Source organism: Reyranella sp. GW821-FHT12G01 (assembly GCF_058806575.1).
The window spans coordinates 2669373-2693552 of the sequence record NZ_JBXAPV010000001.1 but is presented as its reverse complement, the minus strand read 5'-3'; the positions used below and the strand labels follow the sequence as shown (position 1 = coordinate 2693552).

Sequence of the window (24180 nt, the reverse complement as noted above, 5' to 3'; positions counted from 1 at the left end):
ATGCTGTTTATATAGGGTCTCCGCCGCGATCTTGCTAAGAGGGAGCGGGGGGAACCACATGAATGTGAAGGGCGCCGGGGCGCGCAAGCTGCTTTCTGACATCCTGGCGCAGGCCGCGCATGCCGCGCCCCTGCCCAAGGTCCTGGGCCCGATCAGCATCGTCTTCATGGGGATCGGGGCCATCATCGGCGCCGGTATCTTCGTGCTGACCGGCACCGCCGCCGCCCTCTATGCCGGCCCGGCCGTGATCATTTCCTTCGTCCTGGCGGGCATCGCCTGCGCGTTCGTGGGCCTCTGCTATGCCGAACTGGCGGCGCTGATGCCGGTGTCCGGCAGCACCTATACCTACACCTATGCGAGCCTGGGCCAGCTTGCGGCCTGGCTGGTCGGCTGGAACCTGATCCTGGAATACTCGATCGGCGCCGCCACGGTGGCGGTGGGCTGGTCGGGCTACTTCAACGGTACTCTGGCCTTCTTCGGGTTGGCCGTTCCACCGCGCCTGTCGACCTCGACCGGTACGCTGGTACAGCTTGCCGACGGCACGACCGTGACCGCCATCGCCAACCTGCCCGCCGTGGCCATCGTGGCGATGCTCACCCTGCTATTGGTGCGGGGCACGCAGGAATCGGCGCGGATCAACAACATCATGGTGGCGCTCAAGCTGCTCGTGATCCTGGCCTTCATCGCGTTCGGCATCGGCCACGTCTCGACGGCCAACTGGCATCCGTTCGTGCCACCGAATGACGGCACCTTCGGTACCTTCGGCTGGAGTGGCGTGCTCCACGGCGCCTCCGTGGTCTTCTTCACCTATATCGGCTTCGACGCCGTCTCCAACTGCGCGCAGGAGGCCAAGCGGCCGCAGCGCGACATGCCGATCGGGATCATGGGCGCGCTCGTCCTGTCGACGATCCTCTACATCCTCGTGGCGGGCGTGCTGGTCGGAATCGTGCCCTATCGGGAGCTGAACGTGCCGGCACCGGTCGGGCTCGCGGCGGATCGCATGGGCATCGGCTGGCTGTCGCTGCTGATCCAACTCGGCGCCCTGATCGGCATCACGACGGCAATCCTCGTGCTGCTCTATGGACAGGGGCGCATCTTCGCGACGATGGCGCATGACGGGCTGATGCCGCCGGTCTTCAGCAGGATCCATCCCAAGCTGCGCACGCCGTGGATGAGCCAAATCCTGATCGGCACCGTCGTGGCCGTGGTCGCCGCCATCGCGCCCATCGAGACGCTGAGCGAACTGGTGGGCGTGGGCACGCTGTTTTCGTTCCTGATGGTGTGCGGGGCAGTCCTGCGGCTCCGTCACCTCGAACCGCACGCACACCGGCCCTTCCGGGTGCCCGCCATGCCGTGGGTGCCGGTGCTCGGCATCCTGTCGTGCCTTGGCCTCATGGTCGGGCTGTCGCCGCTGACCTGGGCCCGCCTGATCGTGTGGATCGCGATTGGCCTCGTAATCTACTTCGCCTACGGCCATTCACGCGCGACGGACCGCCTCGGGCGTTGATCGCGCGCTAATCGCGCACTGACTTCAGAGCAGCGAGTGCCGCTTGCGGGTGAGCGGCACCACGACGACGCTGGCGCCGGGGCGGGCGAGAGCTTCCGTCACGGCGGCGGTCACTTCCGCTCCCGTCTTTGCCAGTTTCGAGGGCGCGCCATAGCCCTTGGCCAGCGCTTCGAGATCGATGCCCGGCAGGTCGAGGCCCGGCACGTTCGGCGTCTCTTCGAGGTCGGCGAAGGACTTCAGGATGGCATATTCGTGGTTCTGCAGGACCACGAACACGACATGCGCCTTCTCTTGCACGGCCGTGTAAAGCGACTGGACCGAATACTGGAACGATCCGTCACCCATCAGCGCGATGACCGGGCGATTGCGACCACTGCTGCGTTCGGCCAGCGCCAGGCCCACGGCGGCGGGCATGTCCCAACCGAGGCCTCCCGACGCGAAGGTGTAGAAGCAGTCGGGCTTGTCGATGCGGAACTGGTCCTGCATGTCGGGCACCACCGAGGGCGCCTCTTCGACCAGCACATAGTCGGCGGGGCAGGCCTTGCGCACCGCCGCCAGGATCGCGTCGGCCGCCAACGGTTGGGCATCCATGTCGACCGACTTTGGCGCGGCGCGCAACGGCGCGGAAACCGACGACGTCCGCTTCTTCACAAGCGGCTGGATCGCCTCGAGGAAGAGCTTGGCGTCGGAGACGAGACTGTCGCCGATCGGCGCCTTGGACGACATGTTGGGATCGTCCGTCACCTGCAGGAGGTGAGTGCCCTTCGGCACGTAATCGCCGCCGACATAGGGATAGTAACGGAACACCGGCGCGCCGATCACGACCACGAGGTCGTGGCCGGCGAACTTCTTGCCCAGCGGGCCTATGGCCGCGGGAAGGGCGCCGGCGTGAAGCTTGTGGTTCTCCGGGAACGGCGTGCGCTCGGCGAAAGGCGCGGTCCAGACCGGCACGCCGAGCGTTTCGGCGAAGCGGATACCCTCGTCCCAGGCCTGGCTGCGGGCGAGATCGGAGCCATAGACGATGATCGGCGACTTGGCGGCATTGATGCGCTCGGCAAATTCAGCGACGCGCACCGGATCGGGGCCCATGCGCGTGGCGATCGTGCGGAAAGCATCGACCTCCGGCATCGGCTTGTCCCAGTCGTCGAGCGGCAGGGACAGGAACACCGGGCCGGCGGGCTGCTGCATCGCCGTCGCATAGGCTCGCATGAAGGCGGCGGGAATGTCCTCGGCGCGCGAGGGTTCGTAGGCCCACTTCACCCAGGGGCGGGGCAGGTTGGACGAATCGATGTTGGTGAGGAGCGGCTCCAGCAACAGCATCTCGCGGGTCTGCTGGCCGGCCGTGATGATCAGAGGAGTCTTGTTCTGATAGGCGGTGACGATGCAGCCCATCGCGTTGCCCATGCCGGCACCGGTGTGGACATTGACGATCACCGGCTTGCGAAGACCCTGGGCGATGCCGTCGGCGATACCGACGACGCTGGCCTCCTGTAGGGCCATCACATAGTCGAAGTCCTTTGGGAAGTTCTTGAGGAACGTCTCTTCCGTCGAGCCGGGATTGCCCACGACCGTGGTGACGCCGAGTTTGCGAAGCAGGTCGAAGGTAACGTCCTTCACGGTGCGCATGCAGCCGGTTTCCCCAATGATTGAAAGATCTTGGGAAGTATCCTAGTCGGCTTCACTCCTACTGCCACGCATAAACAATGTGCCAAACGGCAGACATGCGAACGGAGCGCCCCACGAGGGGTAGGGCGCTCCGCCGTACCGCATGCGAGTAGGGTGTGGCGCCTACTGCTCGCGGATGTTGCCTGCCGTGTCGAGCGTCACGGCGACCTCAACGTTGTTGCGCATGGCCTTGGCGGTCCAGTTGCCCGCCGTATCGCGAGTCAACGACTTCACACCATTGTAACCCTTGGCTTCGAGCTGGGACTTTGCCGCGGCCTCGGCGGCCGTCGCGTTCGGCGAGGTGGCCGGAAGGTTGGTGTTCGGATTGCTTGTCTGGCCCGGCATCGAGTTCATGTCGCGGCCGGCCGGCGTGCTCGGCTGCATGGTCTGGGCGAAGGCCGCGCCACCGATGGCGGTGCTGGCGATGACGGCGAGGGTGATGAGGCTGGTCTTCATGGTGGTCCTCCATTGTTTTGATTGGGAAATCGTGGGCTGCGAAGAACCAACGCCCCCTGCACGCGAGGTGTTGCATCGAAAAGCCGAAAGGGTTTTCAGGAAATGGCCCTGATTCCAACGCGTGATCCGCACAGTTGGACGAAGGGTTCGGCCACAGTCGGCTTATGGGTAATGACGAGGCTGAATGGATCTTGCCCTGAGCCCCTTCGTCCTCAGTCACGGCGGCCTGTTTGCCGCAGCCTTCCTTGCCGCGACGGTATTTCCTTTCCAGTCCGAGCTGGTGCTGGTCGGGCTGCTGGTGGCTGAGCCGACGCATTGGCCGACCTTGCTGGTCGCGGCGAGCGTCGGGAACACGCTGGGTTCGATCGTCAACTGGGTGCTAGGCCGGTGGATCGAGCGCTTTCGGGACCGGCGCTGGTTCCCGGTGAAGCCGCGTGACTATGCGCGGGTCGAGCGCTGGTTCAGCCGTTGGGGCGTGTGGTCCCTGCTGTTTGCGTGGCTGCCGTTCGGGGGCGATGCTCTGACTGTGGTGGCCGGCGCGCTGCGCACGCCTTTGCTGCCGTTCGTCGTGCTGGTGGCGATCGGCAAGACGGCGCGCTACGCGGTCCTGGTCGCGGCGACCCTCGGGTGGCTCGCGTAGCGAGAGGTGCGTGGCACCGAAATTGCTTCTTTTGGGCTGCTCGACAGGGCTCAAGGGGAGGCACTCATGAAGTCATCATCGTTTCGCCGACGTACCGGGTTGGCGGCGCTCGCACTGACGCTTCTCTCCGCGATGCCTGCGATGGCGCAGGACAAGGTCCGTTTCCAGACTGACTGGATCCCCTCAGGCGAACACGCGATGTACTACGGGGCCTGGAGCAAAGGCATCTATGCCAAGCACGGCATCGACATCACCATCACGCGCGGTTACGGCTCGGGTGACACTGTAACCAAGGTGGCCTCGGGCGCGGCCGACTTCGGTGTCGCCGACATTGCCGCCGTCATGACGGCGCGGGCGCGCACCAACGTGCCGGTCAAGACCATCGCCGTGCTCTACAACGAATCGCCGCACTCGCTGTTCGTGCTGAAGAGCTCGGGCATCACCAGCTTCAAGGGCCTCGAAGGCAAGAAGATCGGCATCACGCCGGGCAACAGCCATCGCTTCTACTTCCCGGAAGTCGCCAAGAAGGCGGGCACCGATCCCAACAAGCTGATCTGGACGAACATGGACGGGGCCGCGATGGCGGCGCAGCTCATCGCCAAGAACATCGACGCCGCACCGTTCTATTCGATCCATTACTATTACATCAACAAGGCCGCGGTTAAGGCGGGCGAGGAGATCCTGCCGCTGCCGTTCGTCGAGGTCGGCTTCAAGATCTACGCCGCCACGCTGATCACCACCGACAAGATGGCCCAGGACAAGCCCGACCTGGTGAAGCGTTTCCTGGCCGCCAGCAAGGAGGCCTTCGAGTGGGCTGCGGCGAACCCCGAGGAAGCCTGCAAATTGCATGTCGCCCGCTTCCCCGAGGTCGAGCTCGACGACTGCATGGGCAGCGTGAAGGCCGTCATGAAATTCGTGTTCAACGACCACAGCAAGGAATTCGGCTGGGGCAAGGAAAGCCCGGAGCGGCTGAAGTTCTCGTGGGAGACGATTGCCACGGCCAACGAGCTGAAGCCCGAGTTCGACTACAAGACCGCGATCGATACGAGCAAGGTCACCAAGTAGCGAGGCCGACGTGATCTCGCTCAACCGGGTCACACGCATCTTCAACAGCCGTGACGGCGATCAGGTCACGGCGCTGCAGGACGTGTCGTTGGAGATCGGTCGCAACGAGTTCATCACGCTCGTCGGGCCCTCGGGCTGCGGCAAGTCCACTTTGCTGCGCATCGTCGCCGGCCTGATCCTGCCGACGGCGGGGAGGGCGTCGATCGGTGGCGCGGAAATCACCGAACCCCGGTCCGAGACCGGTATCGTCTTCCAGGCGCCGACCCTGCTGCCGTGGGCCAGTGTGCTCGACAACGTGCTGTTTCCGCTGCGGATGATGCATCGCATCGATTCGACCAGCACCGACAAGGCGATGGCCTTGTTGAAGCTGGTGGGGCTCGCGGGCTTCGAGGGCAAGTCGCCGCGCGAGCTGTCGGGAGGCATGCAACAGCGGGTCGCGATCTGCCGGGCGCTGGTGCACGACCCCGACATCCTGCTGATGGACGAGCCGTTCGGGGCCCTCGACGCGCTGACGCGCGAGGAAATGACCATGGAGCTGCTGCGCATCTGGAGCGAGCGGCCCAAGACGGTCCTGTTCGTGACCCATTCGATCACCGAGGCGGTGGTGCTGGCCGACCGCGTGGTCGTGATGTCGCCGCGACCCGGTCGCATCCAGGAGATCATCGAGATTGGCCTGCCTCGGCCGCGCAGCTTCGAGACCGAGGCCACGCCGGAATTCCACGAGGCCAGCCAGCACATCCGCCAACTCATTTTCGGAACACGCCATGTCGGTCCAGGCCGCGCCGCCGCTTGAGACGCGGCAGAAGCCGCCCCGTCGCCGCAGGAAAAGCGCCGCTCTCTATGAGGTGGTACTTCCGCTCGTCGCGACCGCCGCGCTGTTCCTGATCTGGGAAGGTGCCTGCCGTGTCTTCAAGATTCCGGGCTATCTGGTGCCGATGCCAAGCGACATCTGGAAGGACACGATCGCGATCGGGCCGACGGTCGCAGGCCACACGATGGCGACCTTCAAGACCGTGATGCTGGGCTTCGTCGTCTCGATCCTGATCAGCTTGCCATTGGCCGTGATCCTGACCGCGTCGCCGGCCATTGCGGCAGCAGTCTATCCGTTCCTCGTCTGGACGCAGTCCATTCCGAAGGTGGCGCTGGCGCCGATCCTCGTCGTGCTGTTGGGCACCAACGAACTGCCGCGCATCGTCATCACGGTGCTGGTGGCATTCTTCCCGTTGGTGATCTCGATCGCGACGGGCCTGCTGTCCGTGCCGCCCGAGCTGATCGAGCTCAGTCGCGCCTGCCGGGCGTCGAAGCTCAGCGAGTTGCTGCGGATCAGGCTGCCTTACGCGATCCCGTTCATTTTCGCGGGGCTGAAAGTTGCGATCTCGCTCGCGGTCGTGGGCGCGGTGGTCGCGGAGTTCGTCAATGCCGATGCGGGACTGGGCTTCCTGATCCAGACCTCGACAGCGTTCTTCAAGGTGCCGGTGGCATTCGGAGCGCTTATCATCCTGTCGGTGATGGGCGTCGTTCTGTTCCAGATCGTGGTGGCGGCCGAGCGGATATTCTTCCCGTGGTCGAGCAGCAACACGACACCGGGTGCCTGACCGGCCACGCAAGGGGAGTGAGTGACATGGCGAAGAAGCCGAAAGCACCGATGACGGTGATCCGGGGCGGCCGCGTGGTCGACATCAAGGGCCATTCAGCCCCCAAGGCCGATATCCTCGTGGACGGCGACACGATCGTCGAGATCGGCCCGAAGGTCGCGGCGCCGGACTCGGCCACGGTGATCGACGCCAAGGGCATGCTGCTGCATCCCGGCCTGATCAACGGCCACACCCACAGCCACGGCAACCTTGCCAAGGGCATGGTCGACCGCGTCACCCTGGAGCTGCTGCTGACGGCAGGCCCCTACATGAGCGGCGCACGCACGCTCGAGGACAAGTACCTGTCGAGCCTGATCGGCGCTGCGGAGATGGTGATGAAGGGCTGCACCGCGGCCTATGACCTGGCGGCCGAGTTCCCCATGCCGACGGCGGAGGGACTGGCGGCGATCGGTCAGGCCTATGCCGATGTCGGCATGAGGGCGATGCTGGCGCCGATGGTGGCCGACACCAGCTTCTTCCAGGCGATCCCGGGCCTGATGGACCAGCTTCCGCCGTCGCTGCAGAAGGAGGTCGAGGCCTATCAATTCTCGCCTTACAAGGCGAGCGTGAAGCAGATGAAGAAGGCGCTGCACGGGTGGAAGCTCGACGGGCAGGGCGTCCATCTCGCTGTCGCGCCGACCATCCCGCACCACTGCAGCAAGGAATTCCTGCTGGCCTGCCTGAAGCTCGCCAAGGATTACGACACCGGCCTGCACACTCACGTCTCGGAATCGAAGGTGCAAGTGGTTGCCGGCTACAAGCTCTACGGCACCTCGCTCACCGCCTACATGGATTCACTGGGATTGGTCGGGCCGAAGTTCACAGTGGCGCACGGGGTCTGGCTTGACGGCGACGACATGAAGCTGCTGGGCGACAAGGGCGCGTCGGTTTCGCACAATCCCGGCTCCAACATGGTGCTGGGCAACGGCATCGCCGACATGCGCGGCATGCTGGACGCCAAGGTCAATGTCGGCATCGGCACCGATGGCGCCAGCTGCTCGGACAATCAGAACATGTACGAGAACATGCGACTGGCCTCGATGGTCTCGAAGGTGCAGGGGCCGGACAACCGCGTCTGGATCAAGACCGAGGAAGTGCTGCATGCCGCGACCGCGGGTAGCGCGCGGGCGCTGGGCCTCGGCGACAAGATCGGCAAGATCGAGGTCGGCTACAAGGCCGACATCGTCTTCCTCGACCTTGGCCACATCAACTGGATCCCGTTCAACGATCCGACCAACCAGATCGTGCATACGGAGGATGGATCGGCGGTCCATTCCGTGATGATCGGCGGCAGCATGGTCCTGCAAGATCGCAAGCTGCTGAACGTCGACATGGTCCAGCTTGCGCGGCTGGCCGAGAAGGCGCGGGAGCGGCTGGACAAGGGGCGCAAGCCCGCCAAGGCGCTTTACGACAAGCTCGAGAAGGTGGTGAACACGTTCTGCCCGGGCCTGGCCAAGCAGCCGCTACATATCGACCGGTTCGGCGGCGGCCATCACCACGGCTACCACCACCATCACCACTAGAAGCCGAGGCGCCAGCCCCGCTGCAGGTAGCCGTAGCGCACCAGGCGCACGGCGACGATGGCGTTCAGTGCGAATGCACCGACAACGGTGACGAGCATCAAAATCATGCCTTCCATCGAGGCACTGAACAGATAGACCACGACGGTCAGGCCGAAAATGGCGCCACCGGCGATCACCAGCATCGCCAGCAGGTCAACGATGGCCAGGAAATAGAGGCGCTTGGTAAGGACGAAAAGCGGGCCGCTGAAAGCCGCCCAGACATAGGACCACTGGTCGATGACCATGAAATCCTCGGTCTCGGCTTTATCGAAGCGATAGGTCGGGAACAGGGCGTCTACGATCACGGGGCTTTTCGCGGGCGGTTCAGGGTTTCTATTTGCACGCGAACCTATCATGAGCGCTGCAAATGGGCCAGCAAGTCGCTGCCCTATGCGGCCGTAACGCCTATCAGGCTATCGTGCAACCAGAACATGGCGAGGTATGCCACCGTCCCGATGACGACGACCAAGGCGTCGTTGCGCGACCAGCCTGTGGGGGGAGCGCCCATGTCGCCCCGGCGCTTCAGGGAAATCCGGTCGTAAACGGCCCAAGCCAGCAGGCCGCCGAACAGCAGCATCGAGCCCAGATCGCCATTTACCAGCAAGTGCGAAAGTGCCCAGGCCTTCACGGCGACCAGCATCGGATGGCGCAGGACCGACTTGATATGGCTCGCCGGGGCATACGCGGCCGTCAACGACACGAAGGCGAACCAAAGCAGGAAGAGCGCGATGGGATGGAACAGCGAGAAGGGCGGATTCCAGACCTGGATGTAGCCCGCACTGCGATACTGGCCGAACCCGACGCATATAAGGATCAGCCCGGCCGCCGAAACGAGGGAATAGAGACCCTTGTAACCGCCTTCGCCCAGGCGATCGATCGCGGCCGCCCGAGTACCCCGTAGGGTTGTAAAAGTGTGAATTCCGAGAAAGAGAAACAGGCCCAGGATCAGCAGCGTCATGAGCCGATTGTAGCATATTGAATATTGCGTCGCCGACGCGATTACCCGCCCCGGTTAAGGGGCGGGCGCGGTAACCTAGTGCGACGTCTGCGTGACGCTTCCGGTGCTGTCGACGGAGACCGCGACCTCGGTATCGTTCTTGGTCGCCTTGGCTTGCCAGGTTCCGTCGTCCTTGCGCTTCAGATCCTTGATGTTGGTGTAGCCGCTCGCCTCGATCTGGGTCCGGGCAGAGGTGGCGGTCTGGGCGCTGCCGGGCATGCCGGCAGGGGGCGCCGCGGGGGTGGTCGACGCCCCCGTTGAGGGAGGCATCTGGGCCATCGCGATCGACGCAACGGCGATCAGGGCCGCGGCAGTCGGCAGAATGAGCTTCATCGGGACACTCCTTGCGTTCGATGTCCCGGGTTAATGCGCAGCAACGGCCGACGTTCCCTCCGGTACGGTCAGGCGAGGTCCTCGGTGGATACCCTGAAGGTGTAATCCGGCAGGCAGCCGAGCACCTTCACGAAGGTCTGGTCGATCAGCAGGGTAATGTCGGCGGGATCGTTGCCGCTGGTGCCCACGGTCGCGAAGGCGTTGGCATCCCAGTCGACGAGGTCGAGCTGGAGGTGACCGAGCACGTCGATCGCACCGCTGACTTCCAGGCGGGTCAGGGGATCCTCGGCATAGGGGTACGGCGCCAGGTTGATCGATTCGGCCATCACCTGGATGGAGACGTCGATCCCGTCGGCGTTCACGGCCTCCAGCGTGCAGCACAGCATGCCGCCCTCGTTCTTCTCTCCATAGATGTCGGCGATGGCCGCCGAGATCATATCCACCTGCCGTTCAGCCATCTGTCTCTCCTGGCGCGCGCCTCAATTCGTCCCCCACATGTTCATCTTTTGGCCGCACGCAGGGGCAACCGTAAATGCCGTACCGCGTTCCATTTCTACGGTCGATGACCGTCGAAGGGGGTCCCGTGAGAATTCTGCCCGTGCTTGTTTCGTCGGCCTTGATGCTGACGGTCCTTCCCGTCGTTGCGCAGCAGATCGCGCTGGCGCCGGGCAAGGCTGACTGCGCCACAGACGAGCCCGATATCGTCCAGATCAGCTGGGATGCACCGTGCGAAGAGGGCAACTGGCTTCTCGAGCCTGGCGTGGGTTGCCGCATGTGGGATTGGCATCCCGACAAGCAGGACAAGGCGAGCTGGAGCGGCTCGTGCCGTGCCTCTCTGAAGGAAGGCAGGGGCATCAGCCAGTGGACCGAGCACGGCCAGCCCATCGACCGTTTTGAGGGTACCTATCGCAACGGCCGCCGCGAGGGTCCCGGCCGCTATTCCTGGAACGCCACCGACCGGTTCGAGGGCAGTTACGCCAACGACGTACCGAACGGTTACGGCACGGTGACGCTGGCAGGAACGACCCTTTCGGGTGAATGGCGCAACGGCTGCCTCAAGGTCGCGGACAAGGTGGTGGCCATCGGTGTGTCACGCGCGAGCTGCGACCAGGCTCCGGAAACCGAGCATTCGGTCGAGACCGCCAACCTCCACGAAAACCCGCACGAGTGACGTAAGCGCGCCCTCGCTACGTGATGTTGAAGTAGTGAAGCGCCATGCCGATCAGGCCCGAGGCAACGATCGGGTAGGCAGGGTTGATCTTGGTCCGCCACAGCAGCAGGAAGACTACGAGGGCGATGACGCCGAAAAACACCTCGGTGATCGCGCCACGCCCCATGATGATCGCGCCGGCGAGCACGAGCCCCACGGCGACCGATCCGAGGCCAGCCTGGATCGCCGGCCGCCACCGCCAGGTGGCAAGGTGGGTCCACAGGCGGCCCACGAAGAAAGTCAGCAGGCCGGTCGGCAGGAAGAAGGCCACGAGAGCCACCAGGGCGCCCGGAATGTGGCCCACGACCACGCCGATCGATGCGACCATCATCATGTTCGGGCCGGGTGCGAGCTGGCCCAGGCTGTAGAAATGCATCAGCTCTGGAAACGTGATCCAGTGATACGTGTCGACCGTCAGCTCCTTCATTTCCGGGAAGGCGGCCATGCCGCCGCCCACGGTGAGGAGGGAGAGGTAGGCGAAGACGCTCGCGAGGTCCCAGTACTGCTTCACCGGATGTCCTTGTCGCGCGGCCGATGCCACCAGATGGCGATGATCCCGGCGACGATCAGCGCGTAGGGCACGGGCACCTTGAAGAAGGCGACGGCAATTGCGGTAAGAACGACAAAGACGTAGTCGGCGAACGACTTCAGCGTCTTGGCGCCGAGCTGGACCAGCACCACCACGATCAACCCGACCGCACCAGCCGCGATCCCCTGCAGGAAGGCCTTCGACCATGCCCCGTCGCCGCTGGCGCCGTAGGCAAAACCCGCTGCGATCATGAGGGAGGCACCGGGAATGCACATTCCCAGGGTCGCGACGATGGCGCCCATGCCGCCGCGCAGCCGGTCACCGACCAGGATCGACATGTTGGTGGCATTGAGGCCGGGGAGGGTCTGGCTGATCGACAGCAGTTCGACGAAGCTCAGATCGTCGAGCCAGCGCTGGCGCACTACGAGGCCGGTCCTGAGATAAGCGACCACACCGCCGCCCAGGCTGGTCGCGCCCATCACGAGGAAGACCCAGAAGAGCTTTCCGAGCGAAGGCGGGGGCGGCGGCGGAGCGGTTTCTGCGACGCTCATTCGTGCGCTTGCGGCGGGTTGCCCTTCAGGCGGTAGACGGCGCCGGTCTTGGTCGTGGTGAGGGCCAGCCAGTCGGCGGCAACCTGCTGGAGCTCCAGGAAGAAGCGCTCGCAGTGATTCAGCGACTTGTGGCTGATGCCTTCGGGGCCGTCGAAACGAAGCTGGAAGGCGAACTCGCCCACGAAGGCATGGTGATCGCCACGGGCGCGCCACAGGCCGAGATTGGCCGTCGCCGCCGTGTGATGGCCGAAGTCGAGCAGGCAGATGTCCTGCAGCAATTCCTCGACGATCGTCTGGTTCACCAACGAGATGTCATTGGGGCCATCGCACGAGATCGACGACAGGGCGGGGAAGATCTGCGTCAGCTCGGGCAGCGACATGTTGCCGAGCGACGACATCACGATGCGGGCCGCCTGCGGGGCCTGGCTGAGGCCGAACTCGACATTGTGCGACAGCAGACGCCGGATGCCGCCGATCTTCTCCTTGAGCGGCATGACCTCGAGCTTGAACTTGATCTTGTACTTGCCATCGATGTGCGGCCGCACGTCCAGCGCCTGAGCCTTGGCCATGTCGTCGCTGCGATACTTGAAGACGATTTCCGGGTCGCCGATCGCGAAGCCGTCCTCATAGGCAATGCGGCGGCGCACGATGAAGCTGTTGTTGTAGAGGTGGTAGCCGCCGGTATCGAGGAACAGGACCTCACGTACCTCGGGTCGCTGCTGGGACTTGGGCGTGTGCTGATAGCCCACACCGGTCGTCGCCGCGGCGCGCTGGACCAGGGCTGCGAATTCCTTGAACACGTGGGCCGAGGTGAAGCGGTCGGGCTTCAGGATCAGCTTGCACTGCAAATACTGGATTTCATCGCAGCGACGCCCGTCGGCGTAATTGCTGGCCTGGCGATCGCCAAGCCACTGGGCGATCTGCCCGTCGTCCTGGTGTGAATGCATTCTTGCTCCCTGGAGCTAGCGTAGCGCCGGTCTATCGCGCTGTCATCTCAGCCGACTGGGACGCCTTTCCGTAGGTGTCGACCTTGCCGTCGGTGAAGCAGACGTAATAGCGGTCCGACATCGACCACGGTGTCCGGCTCCAGAAGTCCCTGAGCACCGTGTAGTAGGCGCAATCCTTGCCGGGAGAATGCGTCGAGCCGTCGGGCGGCCCCATGACCGTGCGGACCTGTTCGCGGTCCATCCCGGCCTGCAGGCGCTCGACATTGTCGCCGTGGACGCAGCCGGTGAGCAGGGCGGTCGAAAGCAGACATGCAACGTACTTCATGGCCTTCTCCGTGTGCGATTAGTCTGGTTGGGCCTCGCCGCCAACAATTGTCGTGCAGGCGGATGGCTGGCGCAATTCCGAACGATGCGGTACGTCCGAAGGATGCAAGATCACAACAGATTTGTCGCGCCTGGCCACGTGGCCTCGCTGAGCGGCGCCACCGCCGGCCTGTCCGAAACCCCCATTTCCGAAGTGGCGATGACGGTGTTCGGGGATCCCGATGTCGTGCCGCTGTGGTTCGGCGAGAGCGACCTCGTGACCCCGGATTTCGTGCGAGACGCGGCGGCCAAGGGCCTGCAGGGCGGCGACACGTTCTATACGTGGCAGCGCGGCATCCCGGAGCTGCGCGGTGCGCTGTCGGCCTATACGGAACGCCTCTACGGCATCAAGTGCCCGATCGAGCGGCTGACCGTGACGACCGGCGGGATGCAGGCGATCCTGCTGACCTGCCAACTCCTGCTCGATCCCGGCGACAATATCGTGATCGTCTCGCCGATCTGGCCGAACATCACCTCGGCCACCAAGCTGGTGGGCGGCGTGCCGAAATACGTGGCGCTCGACCGCACACCGACCGGCGGCTGGAAGCTCGACCTCCAGAAGGTCTTCGACGCCGTCGATGGCCGCACGCGCGCGATCTTCGTCAATTCGCCGGGCAATCCGACCGGCTGGACGATGACCACGGAAGAGCAGGCGGCTCTCCTGGACTTCGCCCGCAAGCGCGGCGTCTGGATCATGGCCGACGAGGTCTATGCCCGGCTGATCTACACCAAGCGGCCGGATGGCCGGCAGGTGGCGCCGTCCTTCCTCGAACTGGCCGGTCCCGACGATCCGGTGATCGTGCTCAACAGCTTCTCCAAGCCGTGGGCCATGACGGGCTGGCGGCTGGGCTGGCTCACCCATCCGGCGGCGCTAGGCGATCAGTTCGCCAAGCTGGTGCAGATCAACACGTCGGGCGTTCCGGCCTTCCTGCAGAAGGGCGCCGTGGCCGCGCTGGAGCAGGGCGACACGTTCGTGTCCGAGATGGTCGAGCGGTGCCGCTCCGGCGGCGAGCTGGTGTTCCAGCGCCTCTCCGCGCTACCCAATGTCAAGATCGCGCGGCCGGATGCGGCCTTCTACGCCTTCTTCTCGGTGGATGGCGTCGACGACACGCTGGCCTTCTGCAAGACGCTGGCCAAGCAGTACAAGGTCGGGCTCGCGCCCGGCGAGGCGTTCGGGCCGGGCGGGCAGGGCAACGTGCGCCTGTGCTTCGCATCGAGCGCGGAGCGGCTCAGCAAGGGCCTCGATCGCATCGAAGCGGCGATCAAGGCGTTGTAATGCCGGCATGTCCGCAGCTCCCTCCATCGCGGTCCAGCACCTGCGCAAGGTGTATGGCGAGATCGTCGCCGTAGACGATCTGAGCTTCTCGGTGCCGCGTGGCGCCGTGCTCGGACTGCTGGGCGGCAATGGCGCGGGCAAGACGACGACCATTGCGATGCTGCTCGGTTTGCTCGAACCGACGGGCGGTAGCATCGAGATCCTCGGCATCGACATGCTGCGGCGGCGCTACGCGGCGCTGCCGCGCATGAATTTCTCCTCGCCGTATGTCGACCTGCCGCATCGCCTGACCGTGCGTCAGAACCTGCAGTTCTACGGCCGGCTCTACGGCGTGAAGGACCTCAAGCGGCGCATCGAGGAGATCGCCGAGCACATGCAGGTCGCGCCGTTCCTCGATCGCCAGGCCGGCAAGCTGTCGGCCGGCCAGAAAACACGCGTCGCGCTGGCCAAGGCACTGATCAACAAGCCCGACATCCTCCTGCTCGACGAGCCGACGGCCTCGCTCGACCCCGATACCGCGGACTGGGTGCGCGGCTATCTGGAGGCCTACCAGCACGAGACCCACGCCACGATCCTGCTCGCCTCCCACAACATGGCCGAGGTCGAGCGGCTGTGCGACGACGTCGTCCTGCTGCAGGCCGGCAAGGTCTTCGAGCGCGGCAGCCCGCGCGAGCTGCTCGAACGGTTCGGCCGCGAAGATATGGAAGAGGTGTTCCTCGACATGGCGCGCGGCCGGGGCCGCGGGCTCGATGTGCTGAAGGCGGAAGGGAGCCAGTCATGAGCGGCTCCTTCAATCGAATCTATGCCCTCGTGCTGCGCCATATCTATCTCTGGCGCAGCTCGGTGATGCGCCTGGTCGATTCGATCTATTGGCCGGCGGTGCAGATGGTCATGTGGGGCTTCATGACCCAGTACCTGCTGCCGCAGGCCTCGTTCGTGGCGCAGGCGGCGGGCGTGCTGCTGTCCGGGCTGCTGCTGTGGGAGGTCGTGGTCCGCGGCAACCTCTCGCTGTCGATCGCCTTCCTCGAGGAGATCTGGTCGCGCAACCTCGGGCATCTGTTCGTCAGCCCGATCCGCTCCTGGGAACTGGCGACCGGGATCATCATCGCGGCGCTGCTGCGCACCCTGCTGGGCATGATCCCTGTATCGCTGATGGCCTGGGCGTTCTTCGGCTACTCGATCTACTCGCTCGGCCTGCCGCTGCTGGCCTTCTTCGTGATCCTGCAGATGTTCTCCTGGTCGATCGGGCTCGCCATGTCGGGGCTGGTGATGCGGGTGGGGCAGAGCGCCGAGAGCTTCGCCTGGGCGGCCGTCTTCGTCCTGATGCCGGTAAGCGGGGTCTACTACCCTGTTTCAGTCCTGCCGCATTGGCTGCAGGTCATCGCCTGGGGCCTGCCGCCGGCCTACATCTTCGAGGGCATGCGCGCGATCATGGCCGAGAAGACGGTCCATTGGGACTTGCTGGCCGTCGCCTTCGGCCTCGCCGTCGTCTACCTGGTCGTGGGCTTCCAGGTGTTCCAGTGGTTCTTCCGCTCCTCGCGCCGGGCCGGTTCACTGTTGGGGCAGGGCGAGTAGAATGGGCGGCGTTTCCGGAGGTAAGTGATGTTCAAGAAGCTGATGATTCCCACCCTGATCTCGCTTGCCGCCGCAGCGTGTTCCACCGTCGACAAGATGGCCAACGAGCCGCTGAAGCCCGCCAAGCCGGTCCCGGCCTGGTCGAGCGTCTACACCGTGCCCTACGACGCGATGGTGACCTGTCTTGCCGCGCCGGGAGCCAGCGGCTTCGTCGTGAACATCGAGCCGTCCTCGGCGCCGGGCACGACGACGATCCTGTACGTGCCGCAAAGCGCCCCGCAGGCGGAATCGCGCTACGTCGTGAAGCGCGTGCCGGACGGCACGATCCAGGTCGACTGGATCCGTGTCGGCACGGTCGGCGGTCTCGACTGGCTCGACGTCCAGGCCCGCCAGCGCGCCAACCGCTGCGGCGGCGTCAGCTAGCTAGGGGGCGTTCAGCACCGCGTTGCAGGCCGCCGGCAGCTTCGGCCGGTAGGGCTTGGGCGGCGTGGTCGGCGCAACGACCGGCGCCTTGCGGAACCATGATTCGAGCGCCTCTCCGCAGCCGTCGTCGTGGGCGTAATCGGCCTGCGGCTGGCACTGCGGATTGCCGGGCGGGCAATAGAGCCGGATGTGGAAATGCTCGTCGTGCCCGTACCAGGGCACGAGCTTGCGCAGCCACGAACGGTCGCCGCCGGTCGTCTGGCACAGCCGCTGCTTGATCCACTTGTTGACGAAGATGCGATCGAGCCCCGGCATCTGCGCCGCCGTCCTCAGGAGCAGTACGTGCTGTTCGCTGAAGACGGAATCGTCGATGCCGCTGTCGTTGGGCAGGACCAGCGACCGCAGGCGCGGGTTCTCGCGGTCGCCCGGCGTGCGGCGCGCGCCCGGCTGGCGCTCGAACCAGATGTCGGCATCGAGGCCGACCTGATGGCTGGCATGGCCGGACGGGGCAGGTCCGCCGCGCGGTTGGCCGATGTCGCCAATGTAGAGATGCGCCTGGCCGGCGGCGCGCATCTTTTCCGCCAGGGTCTTGATGAACTCGATGGTGACCGGCTGGCCCCAGTAGCGATTGCGGCTGACGCGGATGGCCTCGTAACCGGGGCCATCCAGCGGCAGCGCCTGTGCGCCCTGCAGGCAGCCTGCGGTGTAGAAGCCGATCGATTGTGTCGGGCCCGGTGACGGTGTCGTGACGGTCGCCCAGTCGTTGGCGCGCGCCGCACCTGTCAGGCAGAGGAAAGCCGCGAGCAGCGGAATGACGAAACGCATCATCTTGTTGGCACGATAGTCGCTCGCTAAGACTTTGCCCATGGCCGACTACGACTTCCTGAGGCTCGAACGGCGGGGCGCCGTCGCGTCACTGACCCTGAACAGGCCGCAACGGCGCAACGCGCTGACCCACCGCATGATGCTGGAACTGCAGGATGCTTTCGTGGGCATCGGCCGGGACGCGACCTGCCGCGTGCTGGTGCTGCGCGGGGCGGGCGGGCATTTCTGCGCGGGCGGCGATCTCGACGTGATGGCCGACATGCCGCCCTTGCCGGCCGGCGGCGCGGATCCGCTTCTGCCGGCTTATCGCCAGTTCGGCGATGCACTGCTGGCGCTCGATGCCCTGCCGCAGGCCACCATCGCCGTGGTCGAGGGATCGGCGGTCGGCGGCGGTTTCGGCATGGCCTGCTGTTCTGATGCTGTCATCCTGCATAACAGCGCGCGGCTTGGCATTCCCGAGCCCAAGGTCGGCTTCATTCCCGCCCAGATCGTTCCGTTCCTGGTGCGGCGCTTGGGAGAGGGGCCGGTGCGCGACCTCGCGGTGACGGGGCGCGTGATCGACGGTGCGGAGGCGCACCGCCTGGGCGTGGGACGCTACCTGTGCGCGACCGGCGACGAGGTGGAAGCGACGCTGCAAAGTCTGCTCGATGACATTCTGAAGATGGAACCCAAGGCGCTGGCTGCCGCCAAGCAGCTGGTGCTGTCCTGCGGGACCAAGGATGATCTCACCGTCCTCGACGAGGCAGCGGCAAGCCTGGTCGGCCTGCTGCGCCAGCCCGAGGCGGCCGAGGGAATCCGTCATTTCATGGCAAAGACCACGCCCTCGTGGGCCAAGAGGTAAGACATGCGGAACTATCGCCACATCGAAGTCAGGCCAGTGGCCGGCGCGCTGGGCGCCGAGATTTACGGCGTCGACATGTCGAAGGACCTGGAAGCCGATGTCGTGGCCGAGATGCGCCAGGCCCTGCTCGACCATCTCGTCATCTTCCTGCGCGATCAGTCTGCGACGCCGCTCCAGCAGCTCGCTTTCGCGCGCAAGTTCGGCGAGCCGATCGAATACCCGCAGCTCAAGGGCCTGCCAGAATCGCAGATGATCACGCCGGTCGTGAAGCTCGAGCACGAGCGCAACAATTTTGGTGGCATCTGGCATTCCGACACGACCTACCTGCCGGTGCCGCCGATGGGCAGCATGCTGCTGGCGCGCGAGGTGCCTCCGTTCGGCGGCGACACGATGTTCGCCAACCAGTATCTCGCCTACGAGGCGCTGTCGGACGGCTTGAAGGCGACGCTCGACGGTCTGATCGGCGTCAGCTCGTCGGCCAAGGCCGACGTCAGCAAGACCCGCGAAGACCAGATGAAGGCAGCGGGCACCGAGCTGAAGGTCATGACGGCCGAGCATCCGATCGTGCGCACCCATCCCGAGACCGGCCGCAAGGCGCTCTACACGTCGGACGCCCACACCGCCCATATCAAGGGCTGGACCGAGAAGGAGAGCCTGCCGCTGCTGCGCTTCCTGTGGGAGCACCAGACGCGGCCCGAGTTCACCTGCCGCTTCCGCTGGGAGGCCGGGTCGCTCGCCTTCTGGGACAATCGCTGCGCGATGCACAATCCGATCAACGACTATCACGGCTTCCGGCGCGTCATGCACCGGATCACCTTGGCCGGCGACAAGCCGCGATAACGGGAGAGCAGGGCATGTCTGGAGCGGGAGGGTTACTGGCCGTACTCGTGCTTGTCGCCGCCAACGGGTTCTTCGTTGCCGCCGAATTCTCGCTGGTGGCCGTACGCCGCAGCCGGGTGCTCGAGCTCGCGGCCTCCGGACGGATGAACGCCAAGGCGTTGGTGCGCGCCCTCGACCATCTCGATTCCAACCTGGCCGCGACCCAACTCGGCATCACCATCTCGTCTCTGGCGCTGGGCTGGATTGGCGAGCCGGCGATCGGGCACCTGATCGAGAAGCCGCTGGCCGAGATCTGGGGCACCACGGCCGGCGTCAGCGCCTATGCTATCGCCGTCGGCATCTCCTTCGTCCTGATCACGGCCCTGCACATCGTGCTGGGCGAGCTCGCGCCCAAGAGCCTGGCGCTCCAGCGCAGTGAGAGCACGGCGCTGTGGGTGGTGCGGCCGCTCGGCTTGTTCCTGTGGCTTCTGCGGCCCGCGATCTTCGTGTTGAACGGGATGGGCAATCTGGTGCTGCGGCTGTGCGGCCTGCGGCCGGGGACGGGCGAGGAATCGCTGCATTCGCCAGGCGAGCTGAAGCTGCTGGTGGCCGCCAGCCAGGACGCCGGCCTGCTGCAGGATGCGCAGGAGGAAGTCGTCGTGCGCGCGCTCGACATCGGTAATCGCCGCATCGGCGAGATCATGACGCCGCGCACCGAGCTCGACTGGATCGATGCCAGCGACAGCCATGAAGACATCGTGCGGACCGTCCTCGACAGCCCCTACGAACAAATGCTGGTCGGACGCGGCAGCATCGACGTGCTGCTGGGCGCCGTTACCAAGACCGATCTTCTCAACCAGATGCTGGGCGGCGGCACGCTCGACCCGGCGGCGGCGGTTGCGGCGCCGCTGATGGTCCATGAGGCGATGCCGATCTTCAAGGTTCTGGAGCAGTTCAAGAAGGCGCCGGTGCGGCTCGCGGTGGTGGTCGACGAATATGGCGGCATCGAAGGCATCGTCACGCAGGCCGACCTGCTGGAAGCTTTGGCCGGCGACATTCCGGAGATGCCGGGCGATCATCCCGACATCGTCGAGCGTGAGGACGGTTCGCTGCTGATCGACGGCATGGCGCCCGCCCACGCGACCTTCGATCGGCTGGACCTCAGGGTGAGGCCGCCGGTCAGCACGAAGTACCATACGATCGCGGGCTTTGCGTTGGCGCAGCTCGGCCGCCTGCCGGTGGCGGGCGAGCAGTTCAGCTACGAGGACTGGACGTTCGAGATCGTCGACATGGACGGAAGGCGCATCGACAAGCTGCTGGCGCGGCGGGCGCCGCAGGTCGACGCCTGACCTTCAGCGCGACGAGGAAGGCGTCAGCGTGATCGTGCCGACGGCGGAACGGGCGGTCTCTCCGCGGGAGCCGCCGATCCCGATGTAGGCGAGCTTCTGCCAGCCATCGACGAAGTTACGCGCGTAAGGCGACAGCATGTTGCCCGACTGGCCGAGCGGCGTGGCGAAACGGCTGTTCTCGAGATCGCTGAAATCGTAGATGCCGCGATAGCCGGCGCCGTGCACGGCATCGAACGGCCGGTTGCCCCGGAACGAGGGGCCGGCCCGGTTCAGCGTCTGGTTGCCGCCGTCCGAGGGGTAGCGCACCGAGGCGATGTCGCGCAGCAGCGGCACACCGTCGAACAGTGGATGGCGATGGACGGCGTTGTGCTCGCGACCCCATTGCCACTTGGTCATGTCCGCGCCCTGGCGGCGCGAGATCCAGTCGAGCGCGCGGTCGAGCGCCAGGGCAATAGCATCCTCGCAGCTCTCCGTCTGCTTGGTGCCGCCATCGTCGCACCAGCCCGGCTTGTCGCGCAGGACACGCACCATCAGGGGCACATCGGGCGTAGCGATCGAGTTGTAGAGATCCTCGCCCAATTCATCGGCCAGCAGCCCGCGCTGCAGCTCGGCGATCCAGGCATCGTAGATCAGCGGCTCGGGCCGGCTCGCCAGCATGAACATGTTCCAGCGGCTGAGCAGCTCGCGCGCTTGGGCAGCACGCGCGTTGCGCGGCGCGCCCTTCAGCAGGTAAGGCAGCATCTCCGCAGCATCGAGCGTGAGATTGTCGGCCTGCATCACGATCATGCCGTAGACCGGGTGGCGCTCGACCTCGCCCAGCAACTGAGCGGCGCGGCGCTGGCGATAGGGTTCCGCCCAGTCCTTGCTGATGAAGTGGCGATAGTCGTCGGGCACGAGCCGGCCGTTGGCGTTGACGATCAGTCCTGCCGGCGGATTGTAGGCGCGCGGCAGCTCGTCGAATGGCACGAAGCCCGCCCAGTCGTATTCCGACGTCCAGCCCGGGACCGGCATCGAGCCGTCGCCCTTGCGCCGGATCGGCACGCGCGCCGGCGAGATCAGACCGATGTTTCCCGACGTATCGGCATAGACCATGTTCTGCATCGGCGTGACGATGCGGCGCGCCGCGGCCTGGAATTCTTCCCAGTTCTGCGCCGAGCCCAGGCGGGCGAAGCCCTCTGCCGAGGTATCGGCGCCGTCGAGCGCGGTGGCCTGCAGCGCCAACACGTGACCCTGCGGCGTCAGGCCGTCGCTGCGGCGGATGAAGTCGTCGATCACCGGGCCGTGCCGCGTCTCGCGCACGCGCATGGTGATGGGATCGCCCCACGCGACCTTGATCGTCTCGTCGCGCACCGCGAAGGGGCGGGCGCCGTCGGGCGTGATGTAGCGGTTGGGATCGGTCGGATCGACCCGCTCCACGAAGATGTCCTGGCTGTCGAGATTCGTCGTGGTGAAGCCCCAGCCGATGATGCCGTTGTGGCCCAGCACGACGGCCGGCGAGCCGGGCGAGGTGGCGCCGCGGATGTCGAAGCCCGGCCCGACCAACCGGGCGAGATACCAGACCCCCGGGAACGAGAAGCCGAGATGCGGGTCGTTGGCGAGCAGCGGCCGCTCCGACACTGTGTGCGCGCCCGACAGCACCCACTCGTTCGACGCCATGCGCTTGCGCGTGACTTCGTTGTCGGTGCCGTGGAAAATCCGGTCGAGATCGATGTCCTTCACCGCGGCGAGGACCATCGACAGGGTCGAATCCTTGCTGTCGCCCGGCGGCTCGATCAGGAATTTCACGCCGTCCTCGCCGATCTTCTGCGAGAGCCTGAGCCGCAACAGTTCGGCGCGCCAGTTGCCGTCGAGGCCGAGTGCCATCAGCTTCGCCCAGACGAGCGAATCGGCAGGGCGCCACGGATCGGGCCGGTAGCGGCCGCCGGACAGGAGCTTGATCAGCGTGAGTTCGAGGCCGAACTGCTGGTCGTCGTCGGCAAGCCAGGCGTTGACGCCGGCGGCATAGGCATCGAGGCGCGCGCGCATGGCGGGCGAGAGGGCGTTCACGCTCTCCGAAGCGCGCCGGTAGACGCCGAGGCCTCGCATGGTGCGGTCGTTGTCGACGATACCGTTGCCCACCAGCGCCGGCGGCACGAGTTCCGCCAGCCGTCCCTGGCCGAGGCGACGCATCAGCTCCATCTGCCAGAAGCGGTCCTGGGCATGGACGTAGCCCAGCGCGAAGGAGGCATCCTCGATCGAGCCTGCAGTGATATGCGGCACCGCGTTCTTGTCGCGCAGGATCTCGACCGGCGCCTTGAGGCCGACCAGTTCGAGCTGGCCGCTGTAGCTCGGCAGCGCGCCGCGGACCTGGAAGTAAGTGCCGACCAGGAAGACCGCTAGCGCCAGCGCCGTGCCGACCAGGAGCTTGCCCAGGAAGGCTGCGACGCGAAGCAACAGCCTCACCGGTTCAGCCGCCGAGATACGAGAGGATCGCGTCGCGGTCGCTGTCGAGGTCGGGGGCGGCGCGCCGCGTCGTCGGGTCGGCGAAGGCCGACATCTTGAGCGGGTTGCCGGCAAGCTTCAGCGTGCCGCCGCTGCCGTCGGGCACGTCCACCAGCATGTTGCGGGCGGCGACCTGCGGATGCTGGATGGCCTGAGCGATGTTGTTGATCGGGCCGCAGGGCACGCCGCCCTTGGACACGACGGCGATCCAATGATCGGTCGTGTTGGTCTTCAGGACGGACTCGATTTCGTCCTTCAGCTTCTTCTGGGCCTTCTGGCGCAGAGCGTTCGACTTGTAGGCGGGATCGGTCGCCATGTCGGACCGGCCGAGCGCCTCGCACATCTTGATGAACAGGCTGTCGTTGCCGGCGGCGATGATCATCGAGCCGTCGGACGTGGCGAAGGCCTCGAAGGGCGTGATGGTCGGATGGCGGGCGCCGAGCGGGCCGGGGATTTCCTTCTCGACCGTGTAGCGCATGATCGCGTTCTCGAGCAGCGCGAGCTGGCAGTCGAACATCGCGATGTCGACCTTGGTGGACTCGCCGGTCTTCAGACGGTGCACGATCGCGGCGTTGACGGCCACGGCGGTGTAGAGGCCCGCGCCGATGTCGCCGATCGACATGCCGACGCGGCTGGGCGGCTGCCCCTCGTTGCCGGTGATGCTCATGATGCCGCCCTGGCCCTGCATGACCATGTCGTAGGCGGGATCCTTGGAGTTCGGGCCGGTATGGCCGAAGCCCGAGGCCGAGGCGTAGATGAGTTGCGGGAACTTGGCGTGCAGCGTCTCCCAGCCGTAGCCCAGCTTCTCCATCGTGCCGGGGCGGAAATTCTCGACCACCACGTCTGCCTTCGCGAGAAGCTGCTCGAAGATCTTGCGGTCGGCATCGGCCTTGAGGTCGAGCGCGATGCTCTCCTTGCCGCGGTTGACCGACGCGAAGTAGGTCGACTTGCCGTTCACGAACGGACCGTAGGCGCGGGCGTCGTCGCCGCCCTTGGGCGGCTCGACCTTGATCACCCTGGCGCCCATTTCGGCCATCAGAAGGGTGCAGTAGGGCCCCGCCAGGATGCGGGAGAGATCGATAACGAGAATGCCCGCCAGCGGGCCCTTGGTATTCTGGGTCATGCTCGGTTC

27 protein-coding genes are annotated in these 24180 nt (G+C 65.6%); 14 read left to right on the top strand and 13 right to left on the bottom strand.

Going from position 1 to position 24180, the window contains the following annotated elements:
• Positions 1–58: 58 nt before the first annotated feature.
• Positions 59–1507 (top strand): amino acid permease, encoded by a 1449-nt coding sequence (locus AC1RP5_RS12980; protein WP_493111096.1) that lies wholly within the window; start codon positions 59–61, stop codon positions 1505–1507.
• A gap of 24 nt (positions 1508–1531) precedes the next feature.
• Here the strand turns inward: AC1RP5_RS12980 and mdlC are convergent, their stop codons facing one another.
• Together mdlC and AC1RP5_RS12970 are read right to left on the bottom strand one after the other, a co-directional pair.
• The gene (gene mdlC / locus AC1RP5_RS12975) at positions 1532–3133 is read right to left on the bottom strand and encodes a benzoylformate decarboxylase (RefSeq protein ID WP_493111095.1); all 1602 of its coding nucleotides are present in this window, start codon (positions 3131–3133) and stop codon (positions 1532–1534) included.
• Positions 3134–3295: 162 nt separating this feature from the next.
• Positions 3296–3628 carry a hypothetical protein gene (locus AC1RP5_RS12970; RefSeq protein WP_493111094.1) on the bottom strand — a complete coding sequence of 111 codons (333 nt, stop codon included), beginning with the start codon at positions 3626–3628 and terminating at the stop codon, positions 3296–3298.
• A 184-nt stretch (positions 3629–3812) separates the two neighbouring features.
• Here AC1RP5_RS12970 and AC1RP5_RS12965 point away from each other — a divergent pair, with 184 nt between their 5' ends.
• From AC1RP5_RS12965 to AC1RP5_RS12945, 5 genes are all read left to right on the top strand, one after another.
• Positions 3813–4268 carry a YqaA family protein gene (locus AC1RP5_RS12965; RefSeq protein WP_493111092.1) on the top strand — a complete coding sequence of 152 codons (456 nt, stop codon included), beginning with the start codon at positions 3813–3815 and terminating at the stop codon, positions 4266–4268.
• 66 nt (positions 4269–4334) lie between these two features.
• Positions 4335–5333, top strand: coding sequence for an ABC transporter substrate-binding protein (locus AC1RP5_RS12960; protein ID WP_493111091.1), 999 nt, complete (start codon positions 4335–4337; stop codon positions 5331–5333).
• Positions 5334–5343: 10 nt separating this feature from the next.
• Positions 5344–6126: an ABC transporter ATP-binding protein gene (locus tag AC1RP5_RS12955; RefSeq protein ID WP_493111089.1), complete on the top strand. Its 783-nt coding sequence runs from the start codon at positions 5344–5346 to the stop codon at positions 6124–6126.
• Positions 6098–6928, top strand: coding sequence for an ABC transporter permease (locus AC1RP5_RS12950; protein ID WP_493111088.1), 831 nt, complete (start codon positions 6098–6100; stop codon positions 6926–6928). The genes AC1RP5_RS12955 and AC1RP5_RS12950 overlap by 29 nt, the downstream gene beginning before the upstream one ends.
• Positions 6929–6954: 26 nt before the next feature.
• The gene (locus AC1RP5_RS12945; protein WP_493111086.1) at positions 6955–8490 is read left to right on the top strand and encodes an amidohydrolase family protein; all 1536 of its coding nucleotides are present in this window, start codon (positions 6955–6957) and stop codon (positions 8488–8490) included.
• On the opposite strand, the gene AC1RP5_RS12940 is transcribed toward AC1RP5_RS12945, so the two are convergent.
• The 4 genes from AC1RP5_RS12940 to AC1RP5_RS12925 all read right to left on the bottom strand — a co-directional run bounded on the left by AC1RP5_RS12940 (position 8487) and on the right by AC1RP5_RS12925 (position 10317).
• Positions 8487–8834, bottom strand: a complete 348-nt coding sequence (locus AC1RP5_RS12940) for a hypothetical protein (RefSeq protein ID WP_493111084.1) — start codon at positions 8832–8834, stop codon at positions 8487–8489. The genes AC1RP5_RS12945 and AC1RP5_RS12940 overlap by 4 nt on opposite strands.
• 83 nt (positions 8835–8917) lie before the next feature.
• The gene (locus tag AC1RP5_RS12935; protein ID WP_493111083.1) at positions 8918–9487 is read right to left on the bottom strand and encodes an NnrU family protein; all 570 of its coding nucleotides are present in this window, start codon (positions 9485–9487) and stop codon (positions 8918–8920) included.
• Between the two features lie 75 nt (positions 9488–9562).
• The gene (locus AC1RP5_RS12930) at positions 9563–9859 is read right to left on the bottom strand and encodes a PepSY domain-containing protein (RefSeq protein WP_493111082.1); all 297 of its coding nucleotides are present in this window, start codon (positions 9857–9859) and stop codon (positions 9563–9565) included.
• A 68-nt stretch (positions 9860–9927) separates the two neighbouring features.
• Complete coding sequence (locus AC1RP5_RS12925) at positions 9928–10317, bottom strand: hypothetical protein (RefSeq protein WP_493111080.1); 390 nt, start codon at positions 10315–10317, stop codon at positions 9928–9930.
• Between the two features lie 125 nt (positions 10318–10442).
• Here AC1RP5_RS12925 and AC1RP5_RS12920 point away from each other — a divergent pair, with 125 nt between their 5' ends.
• Positions 10443–11030: a hypothetical protein gene (locus AC1RP5_RS12920; protein WP_493111078.1), complete on the top strand. Its 588-nt coding sequence runs from the start codon at positions 10443–10445 to the stop codon at positions 11028–11030.
• Positions 11031–11046: 16 nt separating this feature from the next.
• On the opposite strand, the gene AC1RP5_RS12915 is transcribed toward AC1RP5_RS12920, so the two are convergent.
• The 4 genes from AC1RP5_RS12915 to bamE are packed head-to-tail and all read right to left on the bottom strand — an operon-like array spanning position 11047 to position 13421.
• Positions 11047–11580 carry a chromate transporter gene (locus AC1RP5_RS12915; RefSeq protein ID WP_493111077.1) on the bottom strand — a complete coding sequence of 178 codons (534 nt, stop codon included), beginning with the start codon at positions 11578–11580 and terminating at the stop codon, positions 11047–11049.
• Positions 11577–12149 (bottom strand): chromate transporter, encoded by a 573-nt coding sequence (locus AC1RP5_RS12910; RefSeq protein WP_493111075.1) that lies wholly within the window; start codon positions 12147–12149, stop codon positions 11577–11579. The genes AC1RP5_RS12915 and AC1RP5_RS12910 overlap by 4 nt, the downstream gene beginning before the upstream one ends.
• Positions 12146–13096 (bottom strand): hypothetical protein, encoded by a 951-nt coding sequence (locus AC1RP5_RS12905; RefSeq protein ID WP_493111073.1) that lies wholly within the window; start codon positions 13094–13096, stop codon positions 12146–12148. The genes AC1RP5_RS12910 and AC1RP5_RS12905 overlap by 4 nt, the downstream gene beginning before the upstream one ends.
• A 31-nt stretch (positions 13097–13127) precedes the next feature.
• Positions 13128–13421, bottom strand: a complete 294-nt coding sequence (bamE, locus tag AC1RP5_RS12900; protein ID WP_493111071.1) for an outer membrane protein assembly factor BamE domain-containing protein — start codon at positions 13419–13421, stop codon at positions 13128–13130.
• 138 nt (positions 13422–13559) lie between these two features.
• Here bamE and AC1RP5_RS12895 point away from each other — a divergent pair, with 138 nt between their 5' ends.
• From AC1RP5_RS12895 to AC1RP5_RS12880, 4 genes are read left to right on the top strand one after another with little or no spacing between them, the layout of a single operon-like run.
• Positions 13560–14735 carry a pyridoxal phosphate-dependent aminotransferase gene (locus tag AC1RP5_RS12895; protein ID WP_493111069.1) on the top strand — a complete coding sequence of 392 codons (1176 nt, stop codon included), beginning with the start codon at positions 13560–13562 and terminating at the stop codon, positions 14733–14735.
• A gap of 7 nt (positions 14736–14742) precedes the next feature.
• On the top strand, positions 14743–15516 hold the full coding sequence (locus AC1RP5_RS12890) for an ABC transporter ATP-binding protein (RefSeq protein WP_493111067.1): 774 nt from the start codon (positions 14743–14745) through the stop codon (positions 15514–15516).
• On the top strand, positions 15513–16310 hold the full coding sequence (locus tag AC1RP5_RS12885) for an ABC transporter permease (protein WP_493111065.1): 798 nt from the start codon (positions 15513–15515) through the stop codon (positions 16308–16310). The genes AC1RP5_RS12890 and AC1RP5_RS12885 overlap by 4 nt, the downstream gene beginning before the upstream one ends.
• 27 nt (positions 16311–16337) lie before the next feature.
• Positions 16338–16733, top strand: coding sequence for a hypothetical protein (locus AC1RP5_RS12880; protein ID WP_493111063.1), 396 nt, complete (start codon positions 16338–16340; stop codon positions 16731–16733).
• On the opposite strand, the gene mepA is transcribed toward AC1RP5_RS12880, so the two are convergent.
• Positions 16734–17600 carry a penicillin-insensitive murein endopeptidase gene (gene mepA / locus AC1RP5_RS12875; RefSeq protein ID WP_493111062.1) on the bottom strand — a complete coding sequence of 289 codons (867 nt, stop codon included), beginning with the start codon at positions 17598–17600 and terminating at the stop codon, positions 16734–16736.
• On the opposite strand from mepA, the gene AC1RP5_RS12870 reads away from it, so the two are divergent.
• Genes AC1RP5_RS12870 through AC1RP5_RS12860 form a run of 3 tightly spaced genes read left to right on the top strand, consistent with a single transcriptional unit; the run spans position 17599 to position 20567 of the window.
• Entirely contained in the window at positions 17599–18399 is an 801-nt protein-coding gene (locus AC1RP5_RS12870; protein WP_493111060.1) for an enoyl-CoA hydratase/isomerase family protein, read from the top strand. The two genes, mepA and AC1RP5_RS12870, sit on opposite strands and share 2 nt — an antisense overlap.
• 3 nt (positions 18400–18402) lie before the next feature.
• Positions 18403–19239 carry a TauD/TfdA dioxygenase family protein gene (locus AC1RP5_RS12865; protein WP_493111059.1) on the top strand — a complete coding sequence of 279 codons (837 nt, stop codon included), beginning with the start codon at positions 18403–18405 and terminating at the stop codon, positions 19237–19239.
• A 14-nt stretch (positions 19240–19253) separates the two neighbouring features.
• Positions 19254–20567: a hemolysin family protein gene (locus AC1RP5_RS12860; protein ID WP_493111057.1), complete on the top strand. Its 1314-nt coding sequence runs from the start codon at positions 19254–19256 to the stop codon at positions 20565–20567.
• A gap of 3 nt (positions 20568–20570) precedes the next feature.
• On the opposite strand, the gene AC1RP5_RS12855 is transcribed toward AC1RP5_RS12860, so the two are convergent.
• Together AC1RP5_RS12855 and AC1RP5_RS12850 are read right to left on the bottom strand one after the other, a co-directional pair.
• Positions 20571–23000, bottom strand: a complete 2430-nt coding sequence (locus AC1RP5_RS12855; RefSeq protein ID WP_493111056.1) for a penicillin acylase family protein — start codon at positions 22998–23000, stop codon at positions 20571–20573.
• A 13-nt stretch (positions 23001–23013) separates the two neighbouring features.
• On the bottom strand, positions 23014–24171 hold the full coding sequence (locus AC1RP5_RS12850; protein ID WP_493111054.1) for a CaiB/BaiF CoA transferase family protein: 1158 nt from the start codon (positions 24169–24171) through the stop codon (positions 23014–23016).
• Positions 24172–24180: the final 9 nt, after the last annotated feature.